17 protein-coding genes, 1 tRNA gene and 1 riboswitch are annotated in these 19032 nt (G+C 71.0%); of the genes, 8 read left to right on the top strand and 10 right to left on the bottom strand.

Annotated features, from left to right (window positions below):
• Nucleotides 1-177: 177 nt before the first annotated feature.
• Nucleotides 178-363, bottom strand: coding sequence for a hypothetical protein (locus tag ABD714_RS16785; RefSeq protein WP_344813553.1), 186 nt, complete (start codon nt 361-363; stop codon nt 178-180).
• A gap of 416 nt (nt 364-779) precedes the next feature.
• On the opposite strand from ABD714_RS16785, the gene ABD714_RS16780 reads away from it, so the two are divergent.
• Nucleotides 780-1805 (top strand): fatty acid desaturase family protein, encoded by a 1026-nt coding sequence (locus ABD714_RS16780; protein WP_344813552.1) that lies wholly within the window; start codon nt 780-782, stop codon nt 1803-1805.
• Between the two features lie 30 nt (nt 1806-1835).
• Here the strand turns inward: ABD714_RS16780 and ABD714_RS16775 are convergent.
• Both ABD714_RS16775 and ABD714_RS16770 read right to left on the bottom strand, forming a co-directional pair.
• Nucleotides 1836-1911, bottom strand: a tRNA-Thr gene (locus tag ABD714_RS16775).
• A gap of 62 nt (nt 1912-1973) precedes the next feature.
• Entirely contained in the window at nt 1974-2999 is a 1026-nt protein-coding gene (locus ABD714_RS16770; RefSeq protein WP_344813551.1) for a Gfo/Idh/MocA family protein, read from the bottom strand.
• A gap of 72 nt (nt 3000-3071) precedes the next feature.
• Here ABD714_RS16770 and ABD714_RS16765 point away from each other — a divergent pair, with 72 nt between their 5' ends.
• Together ABD714_RS16765 and ABD714_RS16760 are read left to right on the top strand one after the other, a co-directional pair.
• Complete coding sequence (locus tag ABD714_RS16765) at nt 3072-3380, top strand: DUF3263 domain-containing protein (protein WP_344813550.1); 309 nt, start codon at nt 3072-3074, stop codon at nt 3378-3380.
• 151 nt (nt 3381-3531) lie between these two features.
• Complete coding sequence (locus ABD714_RS16760; protein ID WP_344813549.1) at nt 3532-4497, top strand: type IV toxin-antitoxin system AbiEi family antitoxin domain-containing protein; 966 nt, start codon at nt 3532-3534, stop codon at nt 4495-4497.
• A 112-nt stretch (nt 4498-4609) separates the two neighbouring features.
• Here ABD714_RS16760 and ABD714_RS16755 read toward each other — a convergent pair whose 3' ends face one another.
• Both ABD714_RS16755 and ABD714_RS16750 read right to left on the bottom strand, forming a co-directional pair.
• Nucleotides 4610-5437: an alpha/beta fold hydrolase gene (locus tag ABD714_RS16755; RefSeq protein ID WP_344813548.1), complete on the bottom strand. Its 828-nt coding sequence runs from the start codon at nt 5435-5437 to the stop codon at nt 4610-4612.
• 56 nt (nt 5438-5493) lie between these two features.
• Nucleotides 5494-6024, bottom strand: coding sequence for a hypothetical protein (locus tag ABD714_RS16750; protein WP_344813547.1), 531 nt, complete (start codon nt 6022-6024; stop codon nt 5494-5496).
• A 104-nt stretch (nt 6025-6128) separates the two neighbouring features.
• Nucleotides 6129-6241: riboswitch (SAM riboswitch) on the top strand.
• Between the two features lie 11 nt (nt 6242-6252).
• Here ABD714_RS16750 and thrC point away from each other — a divergent pair.
• The 3 genes from thrC to ABD714_RS16735 all read left to right on the top strand — a co-directional run bounded on the left by thrC (nt 6253) and on the right by ABD714_RS16735 (nt 8407).
• The gene (gene thrC, locus ABD714_RS16745) at nt 6253-7530 is read left to right on the top strand and encodes a threonine synthase (protein ID WP_344813546.1); all 1278 of its coding nucleotides are present in this window, start codon (nt 6253-6255) and stop codon (nt 7528-7530) included.
• Nucleotides 7530-7805, top strand: coding sequence for a MoaD/ThiS family protein (locus ABD714_RS16740; protein WP_344813545.1), 276 nt, complete (start codon nt 7530-7532; stop codon nt 7803-7805). Before thrC ends, ABD714_RS16740 begins: the two co-directional genes overlap by 1 nt.
• Before the next feature lie 65 nt (nt 7806-7870).
• Nucleotides 7871-8407, top strand: coding sequence for a hypothetical protein (locus ABD714_RS16735; protein ID WP_344813544.1), 537 nt, complete (start codon nt 7871-7873; stop codon nt 8405-8407).
• Here ABD714_RS16735 and ABD714_RS16730 read toward each other — a convergent pair.
• The gene (locus tag ABD714_RS16730) at nt 8392-9543 is read right to left on the bottom strand and encodes a fumarylacetoacetate hydrolase family protein (RefSeq protein WP_344813543.1); all 1152 of its coding nucleotides are present in this window, start codon (nt 9541-9543) and stop codon (nt 8392-8394) included. The two genes, ABD714_RS16735 and ABD714_RS16730, sit on opposite strands and share 16 nt — an antisense overlap.
• 151 nt (nt 9544-9694) lie before the next feature.
• On the opposite strand from ABD714_RS16730, the gene ABD714_RS16725 reads away from it, so the two are divergent.
• Nucleotides 9695-11755: a DEAD/DEAH box helicase gene (locus ABD714_RS16725; protein WP_344813542.1), complete on the top strand. Its 2061-nt coding sequence runs from the start codon at nt 9695-9697 to the stop codon at nt 11753-11755.
• A 98-nt stretch (nt 11756-11853) separates the two neighbouring features.
• Here the strand turns inward: ABD714_RS16725 and ABD714_RS16720 are convergent, their stop codons facing one another.
• Entirely contained in the window at nt 11854-12102 is a 249-nt protein-coding gene (locus tag ABD714_RS16720; protein WP_344813541.1) for a hypothetical protein, read from the bottom strand.
• Nucleotides 12103-12210: 108 nt separating this feature from the next.
• Here ABD714_RS16720 and ABD714_RS16715 point away from each other — a divergent pair, with 108 nt between their 5' ends.
• A complete protein-coding gene (locus tag ABD714_RS16715) occupies nt 12211-13032 on the top strand; it encodes an HAD-IIA family hydrolase (protein WP_344813540.1) in 822 nt (273 codons plus the stop codon).
• 151 nt (nt 13033-13183) lie between these two features.
• Here ABD714_RS16715 and ABD714_RS16710 read toward each other — a convergent pair whose 3' ends face one another.
• The 3 genes from ABD714_RS16710 to ABD714_RS16700 form a co-directional block, all read right to left on the bottom strand.
• The gene (locus ABD714_RS16710; protein WP_344813539.1) at nt 13184-14647 is read right to left on the bottom strand and encodes an LLM class flavin-dependent oxidoreductase; all 1464 of its coding nucleotides are present in this window, start codon (nt 14645-14647) and stop codon (nt 13184-13186) included.
• Nucleotides 14648-14722: 75 nt separating this feature from the next.
• Nucleotides 14723-16192 (bottom strand): MDR family MFS transporter, encoded by a 1470-nt coding sequence (locus tag ABD714_RS16705; RefSeq protein WP_344813538.1) that lies wholly within the window; start codon nt 16190-16192, stop codon nt 14723-14725.
• A gap of 171 nt (nt 16193-16363) precedes the next feature.
• Nucleotides 16364-18919, bottom strand: a complete 2556-nt coding sequence (locus ABD714_RS16700) for a glycogen/starch/alpha-glucan phosphorylase (protein ID WP_344813537.1) — start codon at nt 18917-18919, stop codon at nt 16364-16366.
• Nucleotides 18920-19032: the final 113 nt, after the last annotated feature.

The following is a 19032-nucleotide window of genomic DNA, read 5'->3' as shown; positions in this document are numbered from 1 at the left end:
CGACGGCACAGACGTGGGCATCTGGTCTGGTTGTCAACCAGAGGCGGCCGCCACCGCGTTGGACGGTGTGAGATCCGCGACCGGCGGTTCCTACGGGAGCTCAGATCCATGACGATCACTCATGAGCATCTGACGCACGCGGGTCGCGTGGCCGCCGCGTGGGGCCGGTAGCGACTCTCAGCGGACGTGCTGGGCCCTCATGATGATCTCGACCACCGCCTGCACCGCGGAGGGCGGCACGGCGACCCCGGCCGAGAGTCCCTCGCCCGGGGCGACGGCCCGACATCCGGATGTCGCCGTCGACGGGTACGACGGGGAGCAGATCGAGCTCACGATCCCCGACGACGCCGCGACCGAGTGCACGGACGATCTTCCAGGATGGCATCGCGCCGGCGCCGGACGACGCTCCGCACCTGTGGGCACAGGCGCCCGGGCAGCTGAACACGACGTGGATCGTCGACGTCGAGGGAACCCGGCTGCAGATCCTGGCCGGTTGTCCACCCGGCACCTCGGACCAGGACCGGAAGGATCTCGACGTGATGGTCGAGTCGATCGACATCGGCTGACCTGCCGGAAAGTCTTACCTACGGTGGCGTAGGTTTGTGGTGCGTCGGCGGGTAAACTGATCACATCGTCAAGGGCATCCGTGTCGAAACTGAGCACGATTCGCTGCCTTGTCAAGCGGCTGGGAAGTCGAGTGGTCCCCTGGGACCCCTGATCGATCGGACCGCACGATGAGTGTTCTCGCACCCCCCGCCCGCGTACGCAGACCAAACCCGGTGACCCAGACCTACACCGCGCTGGCGCAGACCGTGCGCGACCGCGGTCTCCTCTCGCGGACCCGCTGGTTCTACGGCCTGCTGCTGATCGGCCTGGGGCTGGCCCTCGGCGGCGTCGTCACCGGGGTCATCTTGCTCGACGACTCCTGGCTGCAGCTGCTGATGGCGGCGGCCCTCGGCGTCCTGTTGACCCAGCTGGCCTTCGTCGGGCACGAGGCCTCCCACCGGCAGGTGCTGTCGTCCGGGCCGGCCAACGACCGGCTGGGCTGGTTCCTCGCCGTGGTGTGCGTGGGGATGAGCTACTCGTGGTGGATGAACAAGCACACCCGTCACCACGGGAACCCGAACAAGCTGGGCAAGGACCCCGACATCGAGATCGACACCTTCTCCTTCGAGGAGGAGAGCGCGGCGACTCGGCGCGGCTTCAAGGCCTGGTTCACGCGTCGGCAGGGTCTGTTCTTCTTCCCGCTGCTGCTGCTGGAGGGGATCAACCTCCACCTCAAGTCGGTGCAGAGTCTGTGGGAGAACCGGACCGTGGCCGGTCGGCGGCTCGAGCTGACGGTGCTCGTGGCCCGGTTGGCCATCTACCTGACCGCCGTCTTCTGGATGCTGCCGCTCGGCATGGCCTTCGCCTTCGTCGGTCTGCAGGTGGCGGTCTTCGGGCTCTACATGGGTGCCTCGTTCGCCCCCAACCACATCGGGATGCCGATCGTCGGTCGCGAGGAGAAGCTGGACTTCTTCACCAAGCAGGTCCGTACCTCGCGCAACGTGTCGGGTGGCTGGTGGGCGACCGCCCTGATGGGCGGCCTGAACTACCAGATCGAGCACCACCTGTTCCCGAGCATGCCCCGGCCGCACCTGGCCATCGCCCGCCGGATGGTGCTCGAGCACTGCCGCCGGCACGAGGTGGACTACGCCGAGAACAACCTGCTGGCGGCCTGGGGGATCGTGATCGGCTATCTCAACCGCGTCGGCCTGTCGGCCCGGGACTCGTTCCGCTGCCCGATCGCCTCCGAGCTGCGCTGACTCGACCTCGGCGCGGCGCGCCGACCGAGATGGAGCTGACGGTCGGACTCGAACCGACAACCGCCTGTTTACAAGACAGGTGCGCTACCAATTGCGCCACGCCAGCAGGATGCCCGCCAACGTTACCGGAGCGGGGGCGTGGCCGCCGCCCGCTCGCCCGACCGGGACCTAGTCGCGGAGCTCCGGGTCCACCGGCGGGAAGACCGAGAGCAGCCACCGGTCCAGGGTGCGGGCCACCGCCAGGCTGTCGGCCCAGGGCACCAGAGGCGACTCCAGCTCACCGGCCCGCAGGCAGCGGTTCACCTCGCTGATCTCGAAGGTGTAGCCCCCTCCCGGCCACTCGGTGACCAGGATCTCCTCCTCCTTGTCGTCGCCGGTGCCGCGGACCACCGTCATCTCCGACGGCAGCAGGAAGTTCTCGAACCGGATCGAGCCCTCGCTGCACAGCACCTCCAACCGGGACCCCAGATCGGCTTCCAGGCTGCAGACGATGGCGGCGGTGGCCGGGGGGCGGAACTCGGTCGCGCCATAGGTCAGCAGGGCGGCCGCGTGCGCCTCCACCCCGGTCGACGCCAGGCTGCCGGAGCCGAGCAGCTGGTCGGGCTCACCCAGGAACAGGTTGATGCCGTGCACCGGGTAGACGCCCAGGTCCAGGATGGCCCCGCCGGCCTGGTCGGGGTCGAGCAGCCGGTGCGACTCGTCGCCGTCGAAGGCGAAGCCGAACGAGGCGGTGGCGTGCCGGATCGCGCCGAGCTCGCCGGAGCCGACGATCTGGGCGGCCTGGCGGAGCAGCGGGTTGGTGCGGCTCCAGAGCGCCTCCATCAAGAACACCCCCCGCTCGCCGGCCAGGTCGATGAGCTCCTCGGTCTCGGCCGCGGACACGGTCAGGGGCTTCTCCACCAGCACGGCCTTGCCGGCCTCGAGGCAGAGACGCGCCGACCCGAGGTGGTCGTTGTGGGTGGAGGCCACGTAGACGACATCGATCTCGGGGTCGGCGGCCAGCTCGGCGTACGATCCGTAGGCGCGGGGGATGTGGTGCTCCCGGGCGAACTGCTCGGCCTTGTCGAGACTGCGGCTGCCGACGGCGACGACCTCGGCCTCCTCGGTCAGCAGGGCGAGGTCACGGGTGAGGACGGAGGCGATGTGACCGGTGCTGAGAATGCCCCAGCGGGTACGGGCGTCGTGGCTGCTCACGACGTCAGTCAACCTCATGACGCACCGCCGGTACGAATGACACCCGTGTCATTCACGCGTACGATGGCCGCCATGGTCGCTGCCTCCCATCCCGATCACGCCGCTGCCTCGGGCGTGGGCGAGCTGGCTGCCCGCGATGCCGAGATCCTCGCCTTCGAGCGTCAGTGGTGGAAGTTCGCCGGGGCCAAGGAGCAGGCCATCCGGGACAAGTTCCAGATGTCGGCCACCCGCTACTACCAGGTGCTGAACAACCTCATCGACTCCCCGGCCGCCCTGGTCCACGACCCGCTGCTCGTCAAGCGGCTCCGTCGGCTGCGCGCCACCCGCCAGCGCAACCGGTCCGCGAAGCGGCTCGGCATCGACCTCACGATCGACCGCTGACCCTCCGCGTCACGACCGTGTGACTTGAGGGTTGGTCTGAACCCCCCAGCTCCCACTCTCTCGTTGTCCACAGGCTCGAGCCCGGGCGAAGGTCGTCCACAGATGTGGCGGCGGCCCGGCCGATTCCGGCGAACGTCCCCAGTGTGGTGGCGTGTACGCACCGATCGACCCGCCGAATCAGCTCCGGGCGCTGGCCGCCGCCCAGGGCGGCGTCGTCTCCGTCGGACAGGTGCAGGCGCTGGGTTCGTCGCGGGAGTCGCTACGGCGCTGGGTTCGTGACGGTCACTGGCGGCGACTGACCACGGGTGTCTACTACCTCGGGGTGGGCGACCCGCCTTGGCTGGCCCGTGCCTGGGCCGGGGTGCTGCTGGGCGGTTCGAGCGCCCGGCTGGGTGGCGAGGCCGCCGGTCACCGCTGGGGTCTGGTCGATGACCCGCCCGAGATGATCCAGGTGCTCGTGCCCCTCACCCGTCAGGTCGTCGCGCGGGACTGTTGGTCGTTCCTGCGCGAACGTCCAGGTGTGCGGTCGGCGCGGAGCGTCGGCGAGCCGCCGTGCACGGGGATCGCCGACACCGTCGTCGACCTGTGTGCCGACCGTGACGCCGACGGCGTGGTGGATCTGGTCACGCGGGCGGTGCAGGGTCGGCGGGTCGCTGCGGTGCAGCTCCTGGGATGCGTCCGGTTCCGTTCGCGCGTGCCGCACCGGGCCACCCTGCTGGCGCTGCTCGGCGAGGTGCAGCAGGGCGCCGAGTCGACGCTCGAGCTTCGCTACCTGCGCGACGTCGAACGGGCGCACGGCCTGCCTACGGGGGCTCGGCAACGACGCAGCCGGACTCGGGACGAGGTCCGCGACGTGCTCTACGAGGACTACGCCACCATCGTGGAGCTCGACGGTCTCGCGCACCTGCGCCGGGTCCTGCGGGACATGCGTCGCGACAACGCCGCCCTGCTCGGCGGGATGGCGACGCTGCGCTTCGGCTGGCCGGACGTGACGGGCAGCCCGTGCCGAGTCGCCTGGCAGGTCGCCGCGGTGCTGGTGGATCGGGGGTGGAGTGGACTCCCGACACGGTGTCCGCGCTGCGCGCGTGCGACCGACACGGATCTGCTCGCTCTGTGACGCGCTTCGTCCTCGCGGCGGCCCGGTGCCGTCCGAGACACGACGGTCCTTCGCCCCGGACGGTGTGAGTTCAGGGGCCATGACCAACCAGGAACTCACACGCTGTCGGGCGTCACCCCATCATCCCCGCGGTCGAGGTGCTCTCGGCGTCGAGGAACGTCGTCACCACGTCCACGACCAGTCCGGTGCGCGCCATCCCGTTGAAGTGCGTCGTGCCGGGGAACACCGCGAGGTGCGAGGCCGGCACCCCGACGAAGTCCCCGTTGACGTCGCCACCCCGCAGCTGGAGGAACCGCACGGCGTGGTCGAGCCGCACCATGTCGCAGTCGCCCACCGTGATCAGGGTCGGCGCCGCGATGCCCTCGATGTCGTGGTCGGACCAGCCCGGGCCGGTGATGAAGGTCCCGAGCTTGTCCAGCAGGTCCTGGAGCTTCTCCGGGTTCGGGGACTTGGCCAGGTAGTCGGCGTGCATCGGGCTGCCGGCGATCATGTCGACCGTCATGCCGCCGACGGCCGCCGCGTTCTCGGGCCGGGAACCGTCGGGGTCGAAGGTGATCGAGGAGACCACCAACCGACGTACGCGCTCGGGGTGCTCGACCGCCAGCCGAAGGGCCACGGCACCGCCGACACTGAAGCCGAAGAGGTCGACCTCGGCCAGGCCCAGGTGGTCGAGAAGACCGACGATGTCCTGGGCCAGGAACTCGGTGGCCAGCGGCCGGTCGATGTCGTTGGTCCGGCCGTGTCCCTGGAAGTCGACGGCGACGACCTGGCGCCCGGCGGCCAGCCCCGGCAGCACCGCCCCGAACTGGAGGTCGATGTTGAACAGCCCGCCGTGCAGCAGCACCAACGGGACCCCGCCGTCGCCGTGGATCTCGTAGTAGAGCTCGAGGTCGCCGAGCGGGGCGTAGCCGGTGGCGACGGGGGAGGTCGGGTCGGTCATCTCGTGTCCTGTTCTCCGGGTGATGTCAGTGGCTAGACCCTGACGGGCCGCACAACTCATCGCCCGCCGACGGATGGCCACCGCAGCGCCCGCCGGAGCCGGGACCCGGCTCGGCGCAGCTGCGTCGGCAGCGGGATGACCGGCCGGTCCGGGTAGCCGCCCGCCGCCAGGCCCGCGTGCCGTTCGAAGGCGTGGCGCGCGGCGCGGTCGCCGGTCCGCAGCACCGACCAGCCCATCATGACGACGTAGACCGGGTAGAACGGCAGGCCGAGACAGCACAGGTACTGCCAGCTGTGCCGCTCCTCGTGCTCCAGCAGCCGCGGGGTCACCCGCAGCCGCTCCGCGAAGGTGCTGCCGGTGAGGACGACGTCCCCCACGGTGAAGGCTCCCGCCACCGGGAAGCTCAGCCGGTACCCCTCGGCCAGCAGCAGCCCGCGCGGCCCCCGACGGATCTCCGCGCGCCCGATCCGGGCGACGACCAGCCCGAGCGGGGTGGTCAGGTTGGTGACGTTGCCGATCCGGCGGACCCACTGCATGGCGCTCAACCGGGTCGGCGCGAGCGGACCGTCGGAAGAGGCGCTGACCATGACGGCATGCTGTCACCCCGCGCCACGTCTCGTCTGTCGGACGGGATGTTCATCAGTCGAGACGGGGATATGCCGGGATCGGCCACTCGCGCCTAGGCTGGGCAGCACATCCAGAGGGGACGAGGGACCGGCCCGTCGACTCCCCGGCAACCGGCTGACAGATCAGCCACGGTGCCAACTCCGGCCCGGTCGATCGTCGACCGGGTGCAGATGATGAAGGACTGATCGATGACTGCGGTCTTCTCGGCCGATCCCGCCACCGGCTGTCGCCCGGGCGCGTTCGGCAATGCCACCCACCTCGTCTGTCGCGCTTGTGGTGCTCACAGCCCACTCGGCCCGTTCTACGCGTGCCTGGAGTGCTTCGGTCCGCTCGAGGTCGGCTACGCGTACCCGACCATCACCCGGGCCGAGATCGAGGCCGGCCCCAAGTCGATCTGGCGGTACGCCCCGCTGCTGCCGGTGCCGGCCGACATCGCCACCTTCCGGTCCACCGATCCCGGCTACACCCGGCTCGTCGACGCCCGGCACCTGGCCGACGACCTCGGTCTGAAGCAGCTCTGGGTGAAGGACGACTCCGGCAACCCGACCCACTCCTTCAAGGACCGGGTCGTCGCCGTCGCCCTGTCCGCCGCCCGCGAGCTCGGCCTGCAGGTGCTGGCCTGCCCGTCCACCGGCAACCTGGCCAATGCGGTGGCCGCCGCGGCCGCCCGGGCCGGCATCAAGAGCGTCGTCTTCGTGCCCGAGAACCTCGAGCAGCAGAAGATCATCGCCTCGGCCGTCTACGACACCACCCTGATCGCGGTGCACGGCTCGTACGACGACGTGAACAAGCTGGCCAGCGAGATCGCCGCCGAGGAGGAGGGCTGGGCGTTCGTCAACGTCAACGTGCGCCCCTACTACGCCGAGGGCTCCAAGACGCTGGCGTACGAGATCGCCGAGCAGCTGGGCTGGCGGCTGCCCGACCAGGTGGTCATCCCGGTGGCCTCCGGCTCCCAGCTGACCAAGATCGACAAGGGCTTCCACGAGCTGATCAGCCTGGGTCTGGTGGAGCCGAAGCCGTACACGATCTACGGGGCCCAGGCCACCGGCTGCTCGCCGGTCGCGCAGGCATTCCGCGCCGGGCACGACGTCGTGCAGCCGGTGAAGCCGGACACCATCGCCAAGTCGCTGGCCATCGGCAACCCGGCCGACGGGCCGTACGTGCTGGACGTGGTCCGCCGGACCGGTGGAGCCATCGTCGACGTCGACGACGAGACGGTGGTGGAGAACATCCAGCGGCTCGCCCGGACCGAGGGCATCTTCGCCGAGACCGCCGGCGGGGTGACCGTGGGCGTGACGGCCAAGCTGATCGCCGACGGCCTGCTGGACCCGGCGAAGGAGACCGTGGTGATCAACTCCGGCGACGGGCTGAAGACGCTCGACGCGGTCGCCGATAAGGTCGGGCCGAAGACTACGATCCCGCCTCGCTACGAGGCTTTCACCGAGTTCTGGAAGGCACGAGGCTGATGAGCGCCACCGTCCGCATCCCCACCATCCTGCGCAGCTACACCGGCGGAGCGAACGAGGTCACGGCCGACGGCGGCACGCTCGCCGAGGTGCTGGAGTCCCTGGAGTCCGCCCATCCCGGTCTGCGCGCGCGGGTGCTCGACGACGCCGGAGCGCTGCGCCGGTTCGTCAACATCTACGTGGGTGACGACGACGTCCGGTTCATCGGCGGCCTGGAGGCCACCGTGGCCGACGGCGCCAAGATCTCGATCATCCCGGCCGTCGCCGGCGGCTGACCCTCGGGCCGGCCGGGCCTCGAGCGGACCCGAGCGCTGGACCCGTCGACGCCTAGCCTCTGCGGATGATCAGCGCGGCGGACCCGGCCCCGGGCCGGACCCTCCTACGGGTGGGTTGGGTGCTGCTCGGCGCCGCAGTCCTGCTGGCCCTGGCCGTCGCCGTCCTGGTGCTCGGACCGGGCCTGGCGCTCACCCAGCGCGCGGCCATCGGAACGACCCTCGACGTCGATGTCCCCGCCGGCCGTGACTGGGCGGTCTACACCTCTCTGCGCACCTGGCGAGCTGCCGGGTGCCAGGTCTGGGATGCGGACGGCCGAGAGATCGTGCTGAGACCGGACATAACACAGCAGCGGGTCATCGGCAGACCCACCTGGTACCCGCAGGGCTCGTTCCGACTCGACCGGGGCCAGTCGCTCACCGTCCGCTGCGAGGGACCGCCGGGGCAGTTCGCGGTCGGCCGATCGGTCGGGCTGGGGCACCTGCTGCTGACTCTCGGTGTCGGCCTTGTCGGTGCCCTCGTGGCCCTGGCCGGTCTGATCTTGGTCATCGTCGCCGCCGCCCGCGGGGGTCGCCGATCCGGTGCCGGTCAGGCGGGCAGCTGACCCCGACTCGCCAGATTCGACCACAGTGCACGGATCCCGATCTCCCACGGCGGTGCGCCCTCGCTGCTGGTGACCGTGTTGATCAAGGTCCCGAGCAGCGGCGTGGAGATGGTGACCACGTCGCCCTCGTGGTGGGTGAAGCCCATCCCCGGGGCGTCCCGGTCCTTGGTGGGGGCGAACATCGTGCCGGTGAACAGGGCGAACCCGTCCGGGTACTGGTGGTGGGCTCCGCAGGTGTGGGCGAGGAGCTGGGGCAGCGTACGGCTCATCTGGGACATGGAGCTGGTCGCGGTCAGGGTGAAGTCGTCGTCGGTGCCCTCGATCCGCAGCGACACGTCGGCGGCGGCGACGTCGTCGAGGGTGAAGCCGTCGTCGAACAGCCGGATGAACGGGCCGATCGCGCAGGACGCGTTGTTGTCCTTGGCCTCGCCGAGCAGCAGCGCGCTGCGACCCTCGAAGTCGCGGAGGTTGACGTCGTTGCCCAGGGTCGACCCGACGGCTCGACCATCGGGTCGAGCGACCAGCACCACCTCGGGCTCAGGGTTGTTCCAGGCCGAGCGTTCCAGGACGCCGATGGGAGCACCGGCGCCGACGGCGGACAGCACCGGTGCCTTGGTGAAGATCTCCGGGTCGGGGCCGATCCCGACCTCGAGGTACTGCGACCACAGACCCTCCGCCTGCAGGGCTTCCTTGACCGCCGTCGCCTTGGGGCTGCCCGGCTCGATGTCGGCGATCGAGCCGCCGATGGCGGACTGGACCCGGGCGCGCACCTCCTGCGCACGCTGCGGGTCGCCCGCCGCCCGCTCCTCGATCACCCGCTCCACCATGCTGATCGCGAACGTCACGCCGGCGGCCTTGATCACCTGCAGGTCGATCGGGGCGAGCAGGCGTACGGACGGGTCGTCGACGGCCCAGGAACGACCGGCCAAGGCGCTGATGGCGATCTCGCGGACGTCGGGTCGCTCCAGCAGGTCGGCCATCGTCGGGGTGATCGGGGTGAGATCGGCCAGCTCGTCGCCGCGGACCGCGACCACGCACGGGCCGTCGTCGGTCAGCACCCGGCCGACGAAGATCCCCTCGGACCGGTCGGCGGGCAGCAGCTGGCTGAGGGGCGGGGTCTGGGCGGCGGCGTCCATCTGCTCATTCTGTCAAGGCCCGCGCTGACGCCCCGATTCGCTACCCGACGCCCCCTCCGCAGGCGGTGCGTGAGCGGGCGAAAGGGGGCGTCAGCGGATCGGGGAGTGAGCGGGCGCCGTTCTGTGGGTGCCGGGGGGCACTATGGCGGGCATGGCAGTCGACACCACCCTGGCCCTCTCCAGCGAGGACGCCCTCCGCCGGACCATCGCCGCGATGGCCGGTCCGGACGCGGCACCGCGCGAGGACCAGCTGCGGGCGGTGGCCGAGCTGGTCGACCACCGGCGGCGGGTGCTGGTCGTGCAGGCCACCGGCTGGGGCAAGTCGGCGGTCTACTGGGCGGCGACCAGGGCGCTGCGTTCCCACGGTGGTGGGCCCACCCTGGTGGTGTCCCCACTGCTGGCCCTGATGCGCGACCAGATCGCCGCGGCCGAGCGGGCGGGTCTGCGGGCGGCGACCATCAACTCCACCAACATCGACGAGTGGGACCCGGTGCTGGCCGATCTCCAGCAGGGGCTGATCGACGTCCTGCTGATCTCGCCGGAGCGGCTGGCCAACCCGGGGTTCGCCCGCCGGCTGCCCGACCTGCTGGCTTCCTGCGGGCTGCTGGTCATCGACGAGGCCCACTGCGTATCGGACTGGGGCTTCGACTTCCGCCCCGACTACCAGCGCCTGACCCGCACGCTGCTCTCCCTCGCTCCGGACACGCCGGTGCTGGCCACCACCGCCACCGCCAACGAGCGGGTCACCAGCGACGTGGCCGCCCAGCTCGGCGACGACACCGTGACCCTCCGCGGCTCGCTGGCCCGGGCCTCCCTGCGCTTGGCGGTCGTTCCCGGGCTGACGCCGTTGGAGCGGTACGCCTGGGTGGCCGACGCGCTGACCGAGCTGCCCGGGTCCGGGATCATCTACGTGCTCACGGTGAAGGAGTCGGAGCGGGTCGCCGGCTTCCTGACCAGCCTCGGGCACGACGTGGCCGCCTACTCGGGGCAGACCCAGAACCGCCAGGAGCTCGAGGACCGGCTGCGCGCCAACCAGGTCAAGGCGCTGGTGGCCACCTCGGCGCTGGGCATGGGTTACGACAAGCCCGATCTGGCGTTCTGCCTGCACCTGGGGTCGCCGGCCTCGCCGGTGGCCTACTACCAGCAGGTCGGTCGGGCGGGTCGAGCCCTGGACGACGCGACGGCGGTGCTGGTGCCCAGCGAGGCCGACGAGAAGATCTGGGACTACTTCGCCACCGCCGGCATCCCGGTGGAGGGGCAGGTCGAGCAGATCCTGGACGTGCTGGCCGACGAGCCGCAGTCGGTGCCCGCCCTGGAGAACGCCACCGGCATCCGCCGGGGCCGGTTGGAGACGGTGCTCAAGATCCTCGCCGTCGACGACGCGGTGACCCGGCAGGGGTCGGGCTGGGTCTCCACGGGCAAGGGGTGGCACTTCGACGAGGCCAAGTGGGCGGCGCTACGGAAGGTCCGGGCCACCGAGGCGGACCTGATGCGTCGCTACGCGCACGGTGAGGGCTGTCTGATGCAGTTCCTCCAGCTGGCGCTGGACGACCCGGACCCCAAGCCGTGCGGGCAGTGCTCGGTCTGCGACGGCCGGCTGCCGGCCCCCGGGCTGCGGCCGTCGGCGCCCACGATCGAGGCGGCGCGACGCTACTTCCGGGGGCAGGACGTGCTGGTCGAGCCGCGCAAGATCTGGGTCAGCGGGCTGCCCGGCAAGAAGGGCAAGATCGGCTTCCTCGGCGAGGGCCGGGCGATGGCGTACGCGGACGACCCCGCCTGGTCGTCGGTGCTGGCCGAGCTGTGGCGGCAGGACGGCGAGGCGCCTCCGGAGGTGCTGGAGGCCGTGGTCGAGGTCCTGAAGCGCTGGTCGAAGACCTGGCAGCGGCCGACCGCAGTGGTGGCGATGCCGTCCCGGCGCTATCCGCGTCTGGTCGGCTCGGTCGCTGCCCATGTCGCGCTGATCGGGCGGTTGCCCCTGGTCGAGGCGCTCGCGGTGTCCGGGCCGCCGCCGACCGAGGACGCCGCCTCCAGCGTGCGGGCGCGCGACCTGCTGGCCCGGACGTCACTCCTGCCCGGCGTCGAGCTGCAGGGTCCGGTGCTGCTGGTCGACGACAGGATCCGTACGCGGTGGACCGTCACCGTGGCGGGTTCCCTGCTGGCCGAGGCGGGGGCGTCGACGGTGTTGCCGCTGGCGCTGCACCAGCTCCCCTGAGGAGGCCGGCCCGCCCAGGGGCTCAGCGGCGGCTCAAGGGCTCAGCGGCGAGTCAGGGGATCAGCGGCGGGCCGGGGGCTCACCGGCGGGCCCGGGGCTCAGCGGCGGAAGTCCTTCGGCGCCACGGTCTGGAACTTCCCGTCGGCGTCGACGTAGCGGACCTCCAGGCCCAGCGGTGCTCGGGCGCCGGTGGCGCCGGGAGGCAGCGTGTCGGACGGCCGCGCGGATGGCGTCGCGGCGGGGGAGACCGATGCCTCCGGGGCCGGGGTCGTGCAGCCGGCGAGCAACCCGACGGTGCCACCGGCCAGGACGGCGGCGGCGATCGTGGTCAGGGTGCTCGTGCGCATGATGGAGCCAGCCTACCGAGCCGCGCCAGGACCACCCCGGGCCGAGCGGCCGAGATCGGTCTGTCAGGTTGGTGGCATGACCGTTCTCGCTCCGGAGAGGCTGCCCCGATGACCGACCGCCCGCCCGTGTCCTGCTGGCTCACCGACATGGACGGCGTGCTGGTCCACGAGGAGCGGGCCATCCCTGGCGCCGCCGAGTTCATCGCCGCGCTCGAGCAGCACGGGCGGCGCTTCCTGGTGCTGACCAACAACTCCATCTTCACCGCCCGGGACCTCCGGGCCCGGCTGCTGTCGAGCGGGATCGACGTCCCCGAGGACGCCATCTGGACGTCGGCCCTGGCCACCGCGCAGTTCCTGGCCGACCAGGCGCAGGGCGGCTCGGCGTACGTGATCGGGGAGGCCGGGCTGACCTCCGCGCTGCACCACGAGGGCTTCATCCTGACCGAGTCCGATCCGGATTACGTGGTCCTCGGGGAGACGCGGACCTACTCGTTCGAAGCCATCACCAAGGCCATCCGGCTGATCGAGCGGGGTGCCCGCTTCATCGCCACCAACCCCGACGTCACCGGCCCCTCACCGGAGGGTTCGCTGCCGGCCACCGGATCGGTCGCCGCGCTGATCTCCCGGGCCACCGGGGTGCAGCCCTACTTCGTCGGCAAACCCAACCCGCTGATGATGCGGTCGGCCCTCAACCAGATCGACGCGCACTCGGAGAGCACGGTGATGGTGGGGGACCGGATGGACACCGACGTGATCGCCGGCATCGAGGCGGGGCTGCGGACGGTGCTGGTGCTGACCGGCTCCACCCGCGCCGAGCAGGTCGCCGTCTACCCCTACCGCCCCACCCGGATCGTCGACTCCATCGCGGACGTGGTGCCGCTGGTCGAGCAGCTCGCCCCGCGGGAGGACGAGGAGATCTCCGCCGACTGAGGCCTCGGTTGCCGGGGCGCGCCCGTCCGGCCCAGGTGTCCTGAACTATCCGTCACTCGACGGCTTCTGCTGCATCAGGCGGGGGCCGGGTGCTGCGATACCCGTCGAATGACGGAAATTTCAAGGGGCCCGGCGCGTTCAGAGGGCGACCTCAGTCGGCGAGCAGAGGCGCGCACACCTCGAGGTCGCTCGCCCGGTCCAGATCGGGGAGGGCCATGAAGATCTGCTCGACCCCGCGCTCGGTCAGGTCCGCCCAGCGGCGCCGGTGCAGCTCGACCGGTCCGACCGGATGCCGGGCCGCGTACGCCCGGGCGGTGAGCCGACCCCGGACCCGCTCGACCCGCCGTGCCGCGTCCTCCCGGTCGGAGCCGACCACAGGCAGGTCGAGCACGGTGATCATGGACCGCCGACCGGCGTCCTCGCGGTAGCGGGTGAACACGTCGATCTTGTGCGGCAGCGCCTCGTCGACCCGCAGGTTGCACCCGTCGCCGAGGGTGGCGGCGATCTTCAGCGTGCGCTGCTCACCGCCGCCCCCCACGACGATCGGCAGCGGTCCGACGGGCCGGGGGTAGCAGGTCGTCTCGGGCAGCTGGACCCGGCGACCCGCGTACGGCTTCGTGCCGGCGCCCCACAGCGTCCGGAGGGTCTCGATGGTCGCCTCGAGCCGATCGAGCCGTTCCCGGGCGGGCGGGAAGTCGACCCCGTACGCCGCGTGCTCGCGGTTCCACCAGCCGGCGCCCAGACCGCAGAAGGCCCGACCGCCGCTGAGCACGTCGAGCGTGGCCGCGGTCTTGGCGATCACCCCGGCCGGCCGCAGGGTCACCGGCGAGACCAGGGTGCCGAGTCGGAGCGACGTGTCCAGGCCGGCGAGGAGGCCGAGGGTCACCCAGGGCTCCGGGATCGGCTCCCAGGCCCGGCCGACCTGGGGGATCTGGATCAGGTGGTCCATCACGGCGATGCCGGCGAAACCCATCTGGTCGGCGGTCAGGGCCACGTCCCGCAGCCAGCCGGCGGGGTCGTCGCCCCAGCCGAACCGGGACAGCTGCAGGATGACCGGCACCCGGCCGGTGCCGGTCTCGACAGCGGAGGCAGGCTCCGGCCCCGGTTCGGGTGCTCCGGGCGCAGCGGTGACCATGAGGACCCGGTCCCAGCCCTCGGTCTGGGCCACGGCGAGCAGGGCGCGAACCCGCCGGAGCTGACCGGTGAGGACGTCGGCATGGACCGGGCGGTCGCGTCCCGCGTTCCGGGTCCGGCACAGGGGGGCGTCGGTGTCCAGGATGACCAGGACCGCTGGCAGACCGGCCGTACGCGCCCGGTCCCGCAGCGCCGAGCGTCGGTCCGGGTCCAGGCCCAGTGTGTCGACCACGGTGGTCAGGCCACGGCGCAGCCGGGCGTCGATGACCAGATCGGCGACGGCGAACGCGTCCACCGAGGCGTCGAGGTCGGCTGGGCCGGTGCCCACCACCGCGCGCAGGGCGTCGGTGGAGACGATCTCGGGGCGGGCGTAGCGAGCCGCCGCCCAGGTGGACTTGCCGGCCCCGGCCGCCCCGGCCAGCACCACCACGCAGGGATCGGGCAGCGGCGCCTCGGCGGACGTGGGGTCGGGGACGCTCACCCGCCCCATCCTGCCGACTCGGCGGTGTGGGTGGTGGGCCGGGCCGGCACGGCTTCTGACCGGCCCGGAGTCAGCTCAGCGGGAGGCGGCGTCCACCTGGTGGGAGTCGGACTTCCGGGGCATCAGCGCGACGCCGAGCAGCATGGCCAAGGCCACCACCGCCGAGCCCACGAACACGCGGTGCAGGGCGTCGAACAGCTGAGCGGGGTCCACCCCGTCGAGGGTGATGCTGCCGTGACCACCCGACGCCGAACCGGCCAGGGCGGCGTTGGCGATCGCGCCGAAGACGGCGATGCCGACCGCGGAGCCCATCGAGCGGGCGAACATGTTGGTGCCGGTGACCACGCCCCGGACGTGCCACTCGGCGGAGGACTGGGCGGCGATCAGGGTCGGACTGGCGATCCAGCCCATGCCGAGACCGACGACGAAGCAGGTCACCGCGACCAGCCAGACGGGCGAGTCGACGGCGAGCGTGGCCAGCAGGCCGGCCCCGACGAGCGCCACCACCGAGCCGATCAGCGCGGTCGCGCGGAAGCCGATCCGCAGGTAGACGCGACCGGCGGTGGCGGCGGCGATCGGCCAGCCGATGGTCAGTGACGCCACGGCGAAGCCGCCGACCAGGGCGTTGTGGCCGAGCACCCCCTGCACGTAGAGCGGCACGTAGGAGGTCAGTCCGACGAGCATGGCGCCGACCGAGAGGCTCACCAGGTTGGTGGTGTTGAGCAGCCGGGCCCGGAAGATCCAGCCCGGGATGATGGGTTCGGCGGCGCGCCGCTCGACGAGGGCGAAGCCGACCAGCAGCAGCAGCGCCCCGCCCAGCACGGCGACGCCGGCCGGCGAGAGCCAGGGCCACAGGACGCCGCCTTCCAGCAGGCCGAGGATCAGCAGCGAGGACCCGCCGGTCAGCAGCACCGCGCCACCGACGTCGATCCGGTGGCGGACCCGCTCGACGTCCTCGTGGAACCGACGGACCAGGGTCCAGCCGGCGAACAGGGCCAGCGGCACGTTGACGAAGAAGATCCAGCGCCAGTCGAGCACCTCGACGAAGATGCCGCCCAGGGCCGGACCGACGACGGCGGAGATGGCCCAGACGCTGGCCATGTAGCCCTGCACGGTGGCGCGCTCGGCGAGGCTGTAGAGGTCCCCGACGATGGTCATCGACGTGGGCATGATCGCTCCGGCGCCGAGGCCCTGCAGACCGCGGAACACGATCAGCGACGGCATGCTCCAGGCGAAGCCGCACAGGATCGAGCCGACCAGGAACAGCCCGACCCCGATCAGCATGATCGGCTTCCGCCCGTACTGGTCGGAGAACTTCGCGTAGATCGGCACCGACACGGCCTGGGCCAGCAGGAACACCGAGAACAGCCAGGGGAACTGGTTGAAGCCGCCGAGGTCGTCGACGATGGCCGGGATCGCCGTAGCCAGGATGGTCGAGTCGATCGCCACCAGCCCGACCGACAGCATCATCGCCAGCAGGATCGGACCACGACTCGACCGCAGACCGACCTCGGCCCGACTCACCTGCTGTTGCACCATGACCATTCGCAACCTGCGGGTGTGCAGATGCATTCCCGGTCTATGGGATCGAGGCCGGGGCCGAAGCCGGGGCAGGGGCGGTGCGGCCCAGGTTGGTCGGAGAACGTACGAGGGCCGGGTCCCGCTCACGGGGACCCGGCCCTCGGCCGTACGGACGTCGACGCGGGAGGACCCCGATCAGAAGGCCGGCGGGGTGTGCCAGATCCGGTCGATGTAGTGGCGCATCGAGCGGTCGGAGGAGAAGAACCCGGACCGGGCGACGTTGAGGATGGCCGACCTCGTCCAGGCGTCGGTGTCGGCGTACGCGGCCCCGACCTTGTCCTGCGCGTCGATGTAGGCGCGGTAGTCGGCCAGGGCCATGAACCGGTCCTCGTAGAGCAGGTTGCCGACGACGGGGGCGAATACGTCCCGGTCGCCGTCGGAGAACGCTCCCTGGGCGATCAGGTCGATGGCCCGCTTGAGGCTGGGGTCGGACTCGTAGAACGAGCTCGGCACGTAGCCCTTGGCATAGAGCGCCTCGACCTCGGGCTCCAGCAACCCGAACAGGAAGAAGTTGTCGTCCCCGACCAGCTCGCGGATCTCGATGTTGGCGCCGTCGTCGGTGCCGATGGTCAGCGCACCGTTGAGGGCGAACTTCATGTTCCCCGTGCCCGACGCCTCCTTGCCGGCCAACGAGATCTGCTCGGACAGGTCGGCGGCCGGGATGACCTTCTCGGCCAGCGTCACGTTGTAGTTGGGCGGGAACAGCACCTTCAGCCGGCCCTCGACGCGCTTGTCGTTGTTGACGACCGCGCCCACCCCGTTGATCAGGTGGATGATGTCCTTGGCGATCTTGTAGCCGGGCGCGGCCTTGGCCCCGAAGATGAAGGTGCGCGGCGTGATGTCGGCCGGCTTCACCTCCCCGGAGATGATCCGCTCGTACTCGGTGACGATGTGCAGCACCTTGAGCGTCTGCCGCTTGTACTCGTGCAGCCGCTTGACCATCACGTCGAGCAGGTGGGAGTCGTCGACGGTGAACCCGTCCCGCTCCACCAGCACCCGGTTCAACCGGCGCTTGTTGTGCGCCTTGACCTCGCGGAACCGGTCCCGGAACTCCTCGTCCTCGGCGTACGGCTCGAGCTCCCGCAGCCGCTCCAGGTCGGTCAGCCAGCCGACCCCGATGGCGTCGGTGATCAGCTCCGACAGCGCCGGGTTGGCCAGCCGGACGAACCGGCGTGGGGTGACGCCGTTGGTGACGTTGGTGAACTTGCCCGGGAAGAACTCGTCGAAGTCGGGCAGCACCTTGTCCCGCAGCAGCTGGGAGTGCAGCTCGGCCACACCGTTCACCTTGGCCCCGGCCACGGTGGCCAGGTACGCCATCCGGACCGCCCGCTCGGGGTGCTCGGCGATGATCGACATCCGGCTGACCCGCAGCTGGTCGCCGTCGAAGCGCTCGGACACCCGCTCGAGGAACTCCTCGTTGATCCGGTAGATGATCTCCAGGTGGCGGGGCAGGAGGCGACCGAGCAGGTCCACCGACCAGACCTCCAGCGCCTCCGGCAGCAGGGTGTGACAGGTGTAGGCGAAGCACTGCTGGGTGATGGCCCAGGCCTCGTCCCAGTCCATCTTCTTCTCGTCGATCAGCACCCGCATCAGCTCCGGCACCCCGATCACCGGGTGGGTGTCGTTGAGCTGGAAGATGATGCGGTCCGGCAGCTTGTGCAGGTCGAAGTCCTTCGGCAGGACCGAGTTCACGAAGTCGTGGATGGAGGCCGAGACGAAGAAGTACTGCTGCTGCAGCCGCAGCTCCTTGCCCTGGGGGGTGGAGTCCTCCGGGTAGAGCACCTTGGAGATGTTCTCCGCGAACGTCTGGGCGCGGACCGCCTCCTCGTAGTCGCCGGAGTTGAAGATCTTCAGGTCGAACGCGTCGGTGGCCTGCGCACGCCACAGCCGCAGGGTGTTCACCCGACCGTTCTGGTAGCCCGGGACCATGTAGTTGTACGGGATGGCCTTGACCTTCCAGCCCGCCACCCACCGGGAGCGCTCCACCCCGTCGGTGTCGGTGTACTTCTCGGTGTGACCGCCGAAGGTGACGATCTGCGCGGCTTCGGGGTGCGGGAACTCCCACGGCGCACCGAGGGCCAGCCAGGAGTCGGCCTGCTCGACCTGCCGTCCCTCCACGAAGGTCTGCCGGAAGATGCCGTACTCGTAGCGGATGCCGTAGCCGATGCAGGGCACGCTCATGGTGGCCAGCGAGTCGATGAAGCAGGCGGCCAGGCGGCCCAGACCACCGTTGCCCAGACCCGGCTCGACCTCCTGGGCCCGCAGGGCGGCCAGATCCACCCCGCACTTGCCCAGACCCTCCTCGACGATCTCGGTCAGTCCGGTGGCTAGCAGCGCGTTGCCGAGCTGGCGGCCGAGCAGGTACTCCGCGGACAGGTAAGCCACGCCCTTGGCCTGGGTCTCGGCCTGGCGGCGAAGGGTCTCCAGCCAGCGGGCCATCAGGTAGTGCCGGACCGTGCGGGCCAGCGCCAGGTACTGGTCGTTGACCGAGCTCGTGGACAGCGCGACGCCCTGGCCGTAGTTGAGCTCCCGGAGGAACTCGCGGACGAAGCCGTCGACCGAGCTGGCGGGCGAGCCGACCGGAGCCAGCGCGAGGGCGTGCGTGGCCTTGGGCTTCGCGGGCGCGGCCGGCGTACCGGTCTCCGGCAGGTCGTTCACCGGGAAGTCGTCTGTCGTGGGGTTCTCGGACACGGGGTAACCGTAGCGGCGTCACGTCACCGCCGTGTGTCACCGGCGCCGGGACGGAATCGGCCGGCCCTGTGCCGGTGCTGAGAATGCGCCGGCAGGCGCTGAGAATGCGGCGC

Source organism: Microlunatus aurantiacus, assembly GCF_039536605.1.
Classification (GTDB): Bacteria; Actinomycetota; Actinomycetes; order Propionibacteriales; family Propionibacteriaceae; genus Microlunatus; species Microlunatus aurantiacus.
The sequence above is the reverse complement of the archived record's forward strand: the minus strand, read 5'-3'. Positions and strand labels throughout refer to the sequence as shown.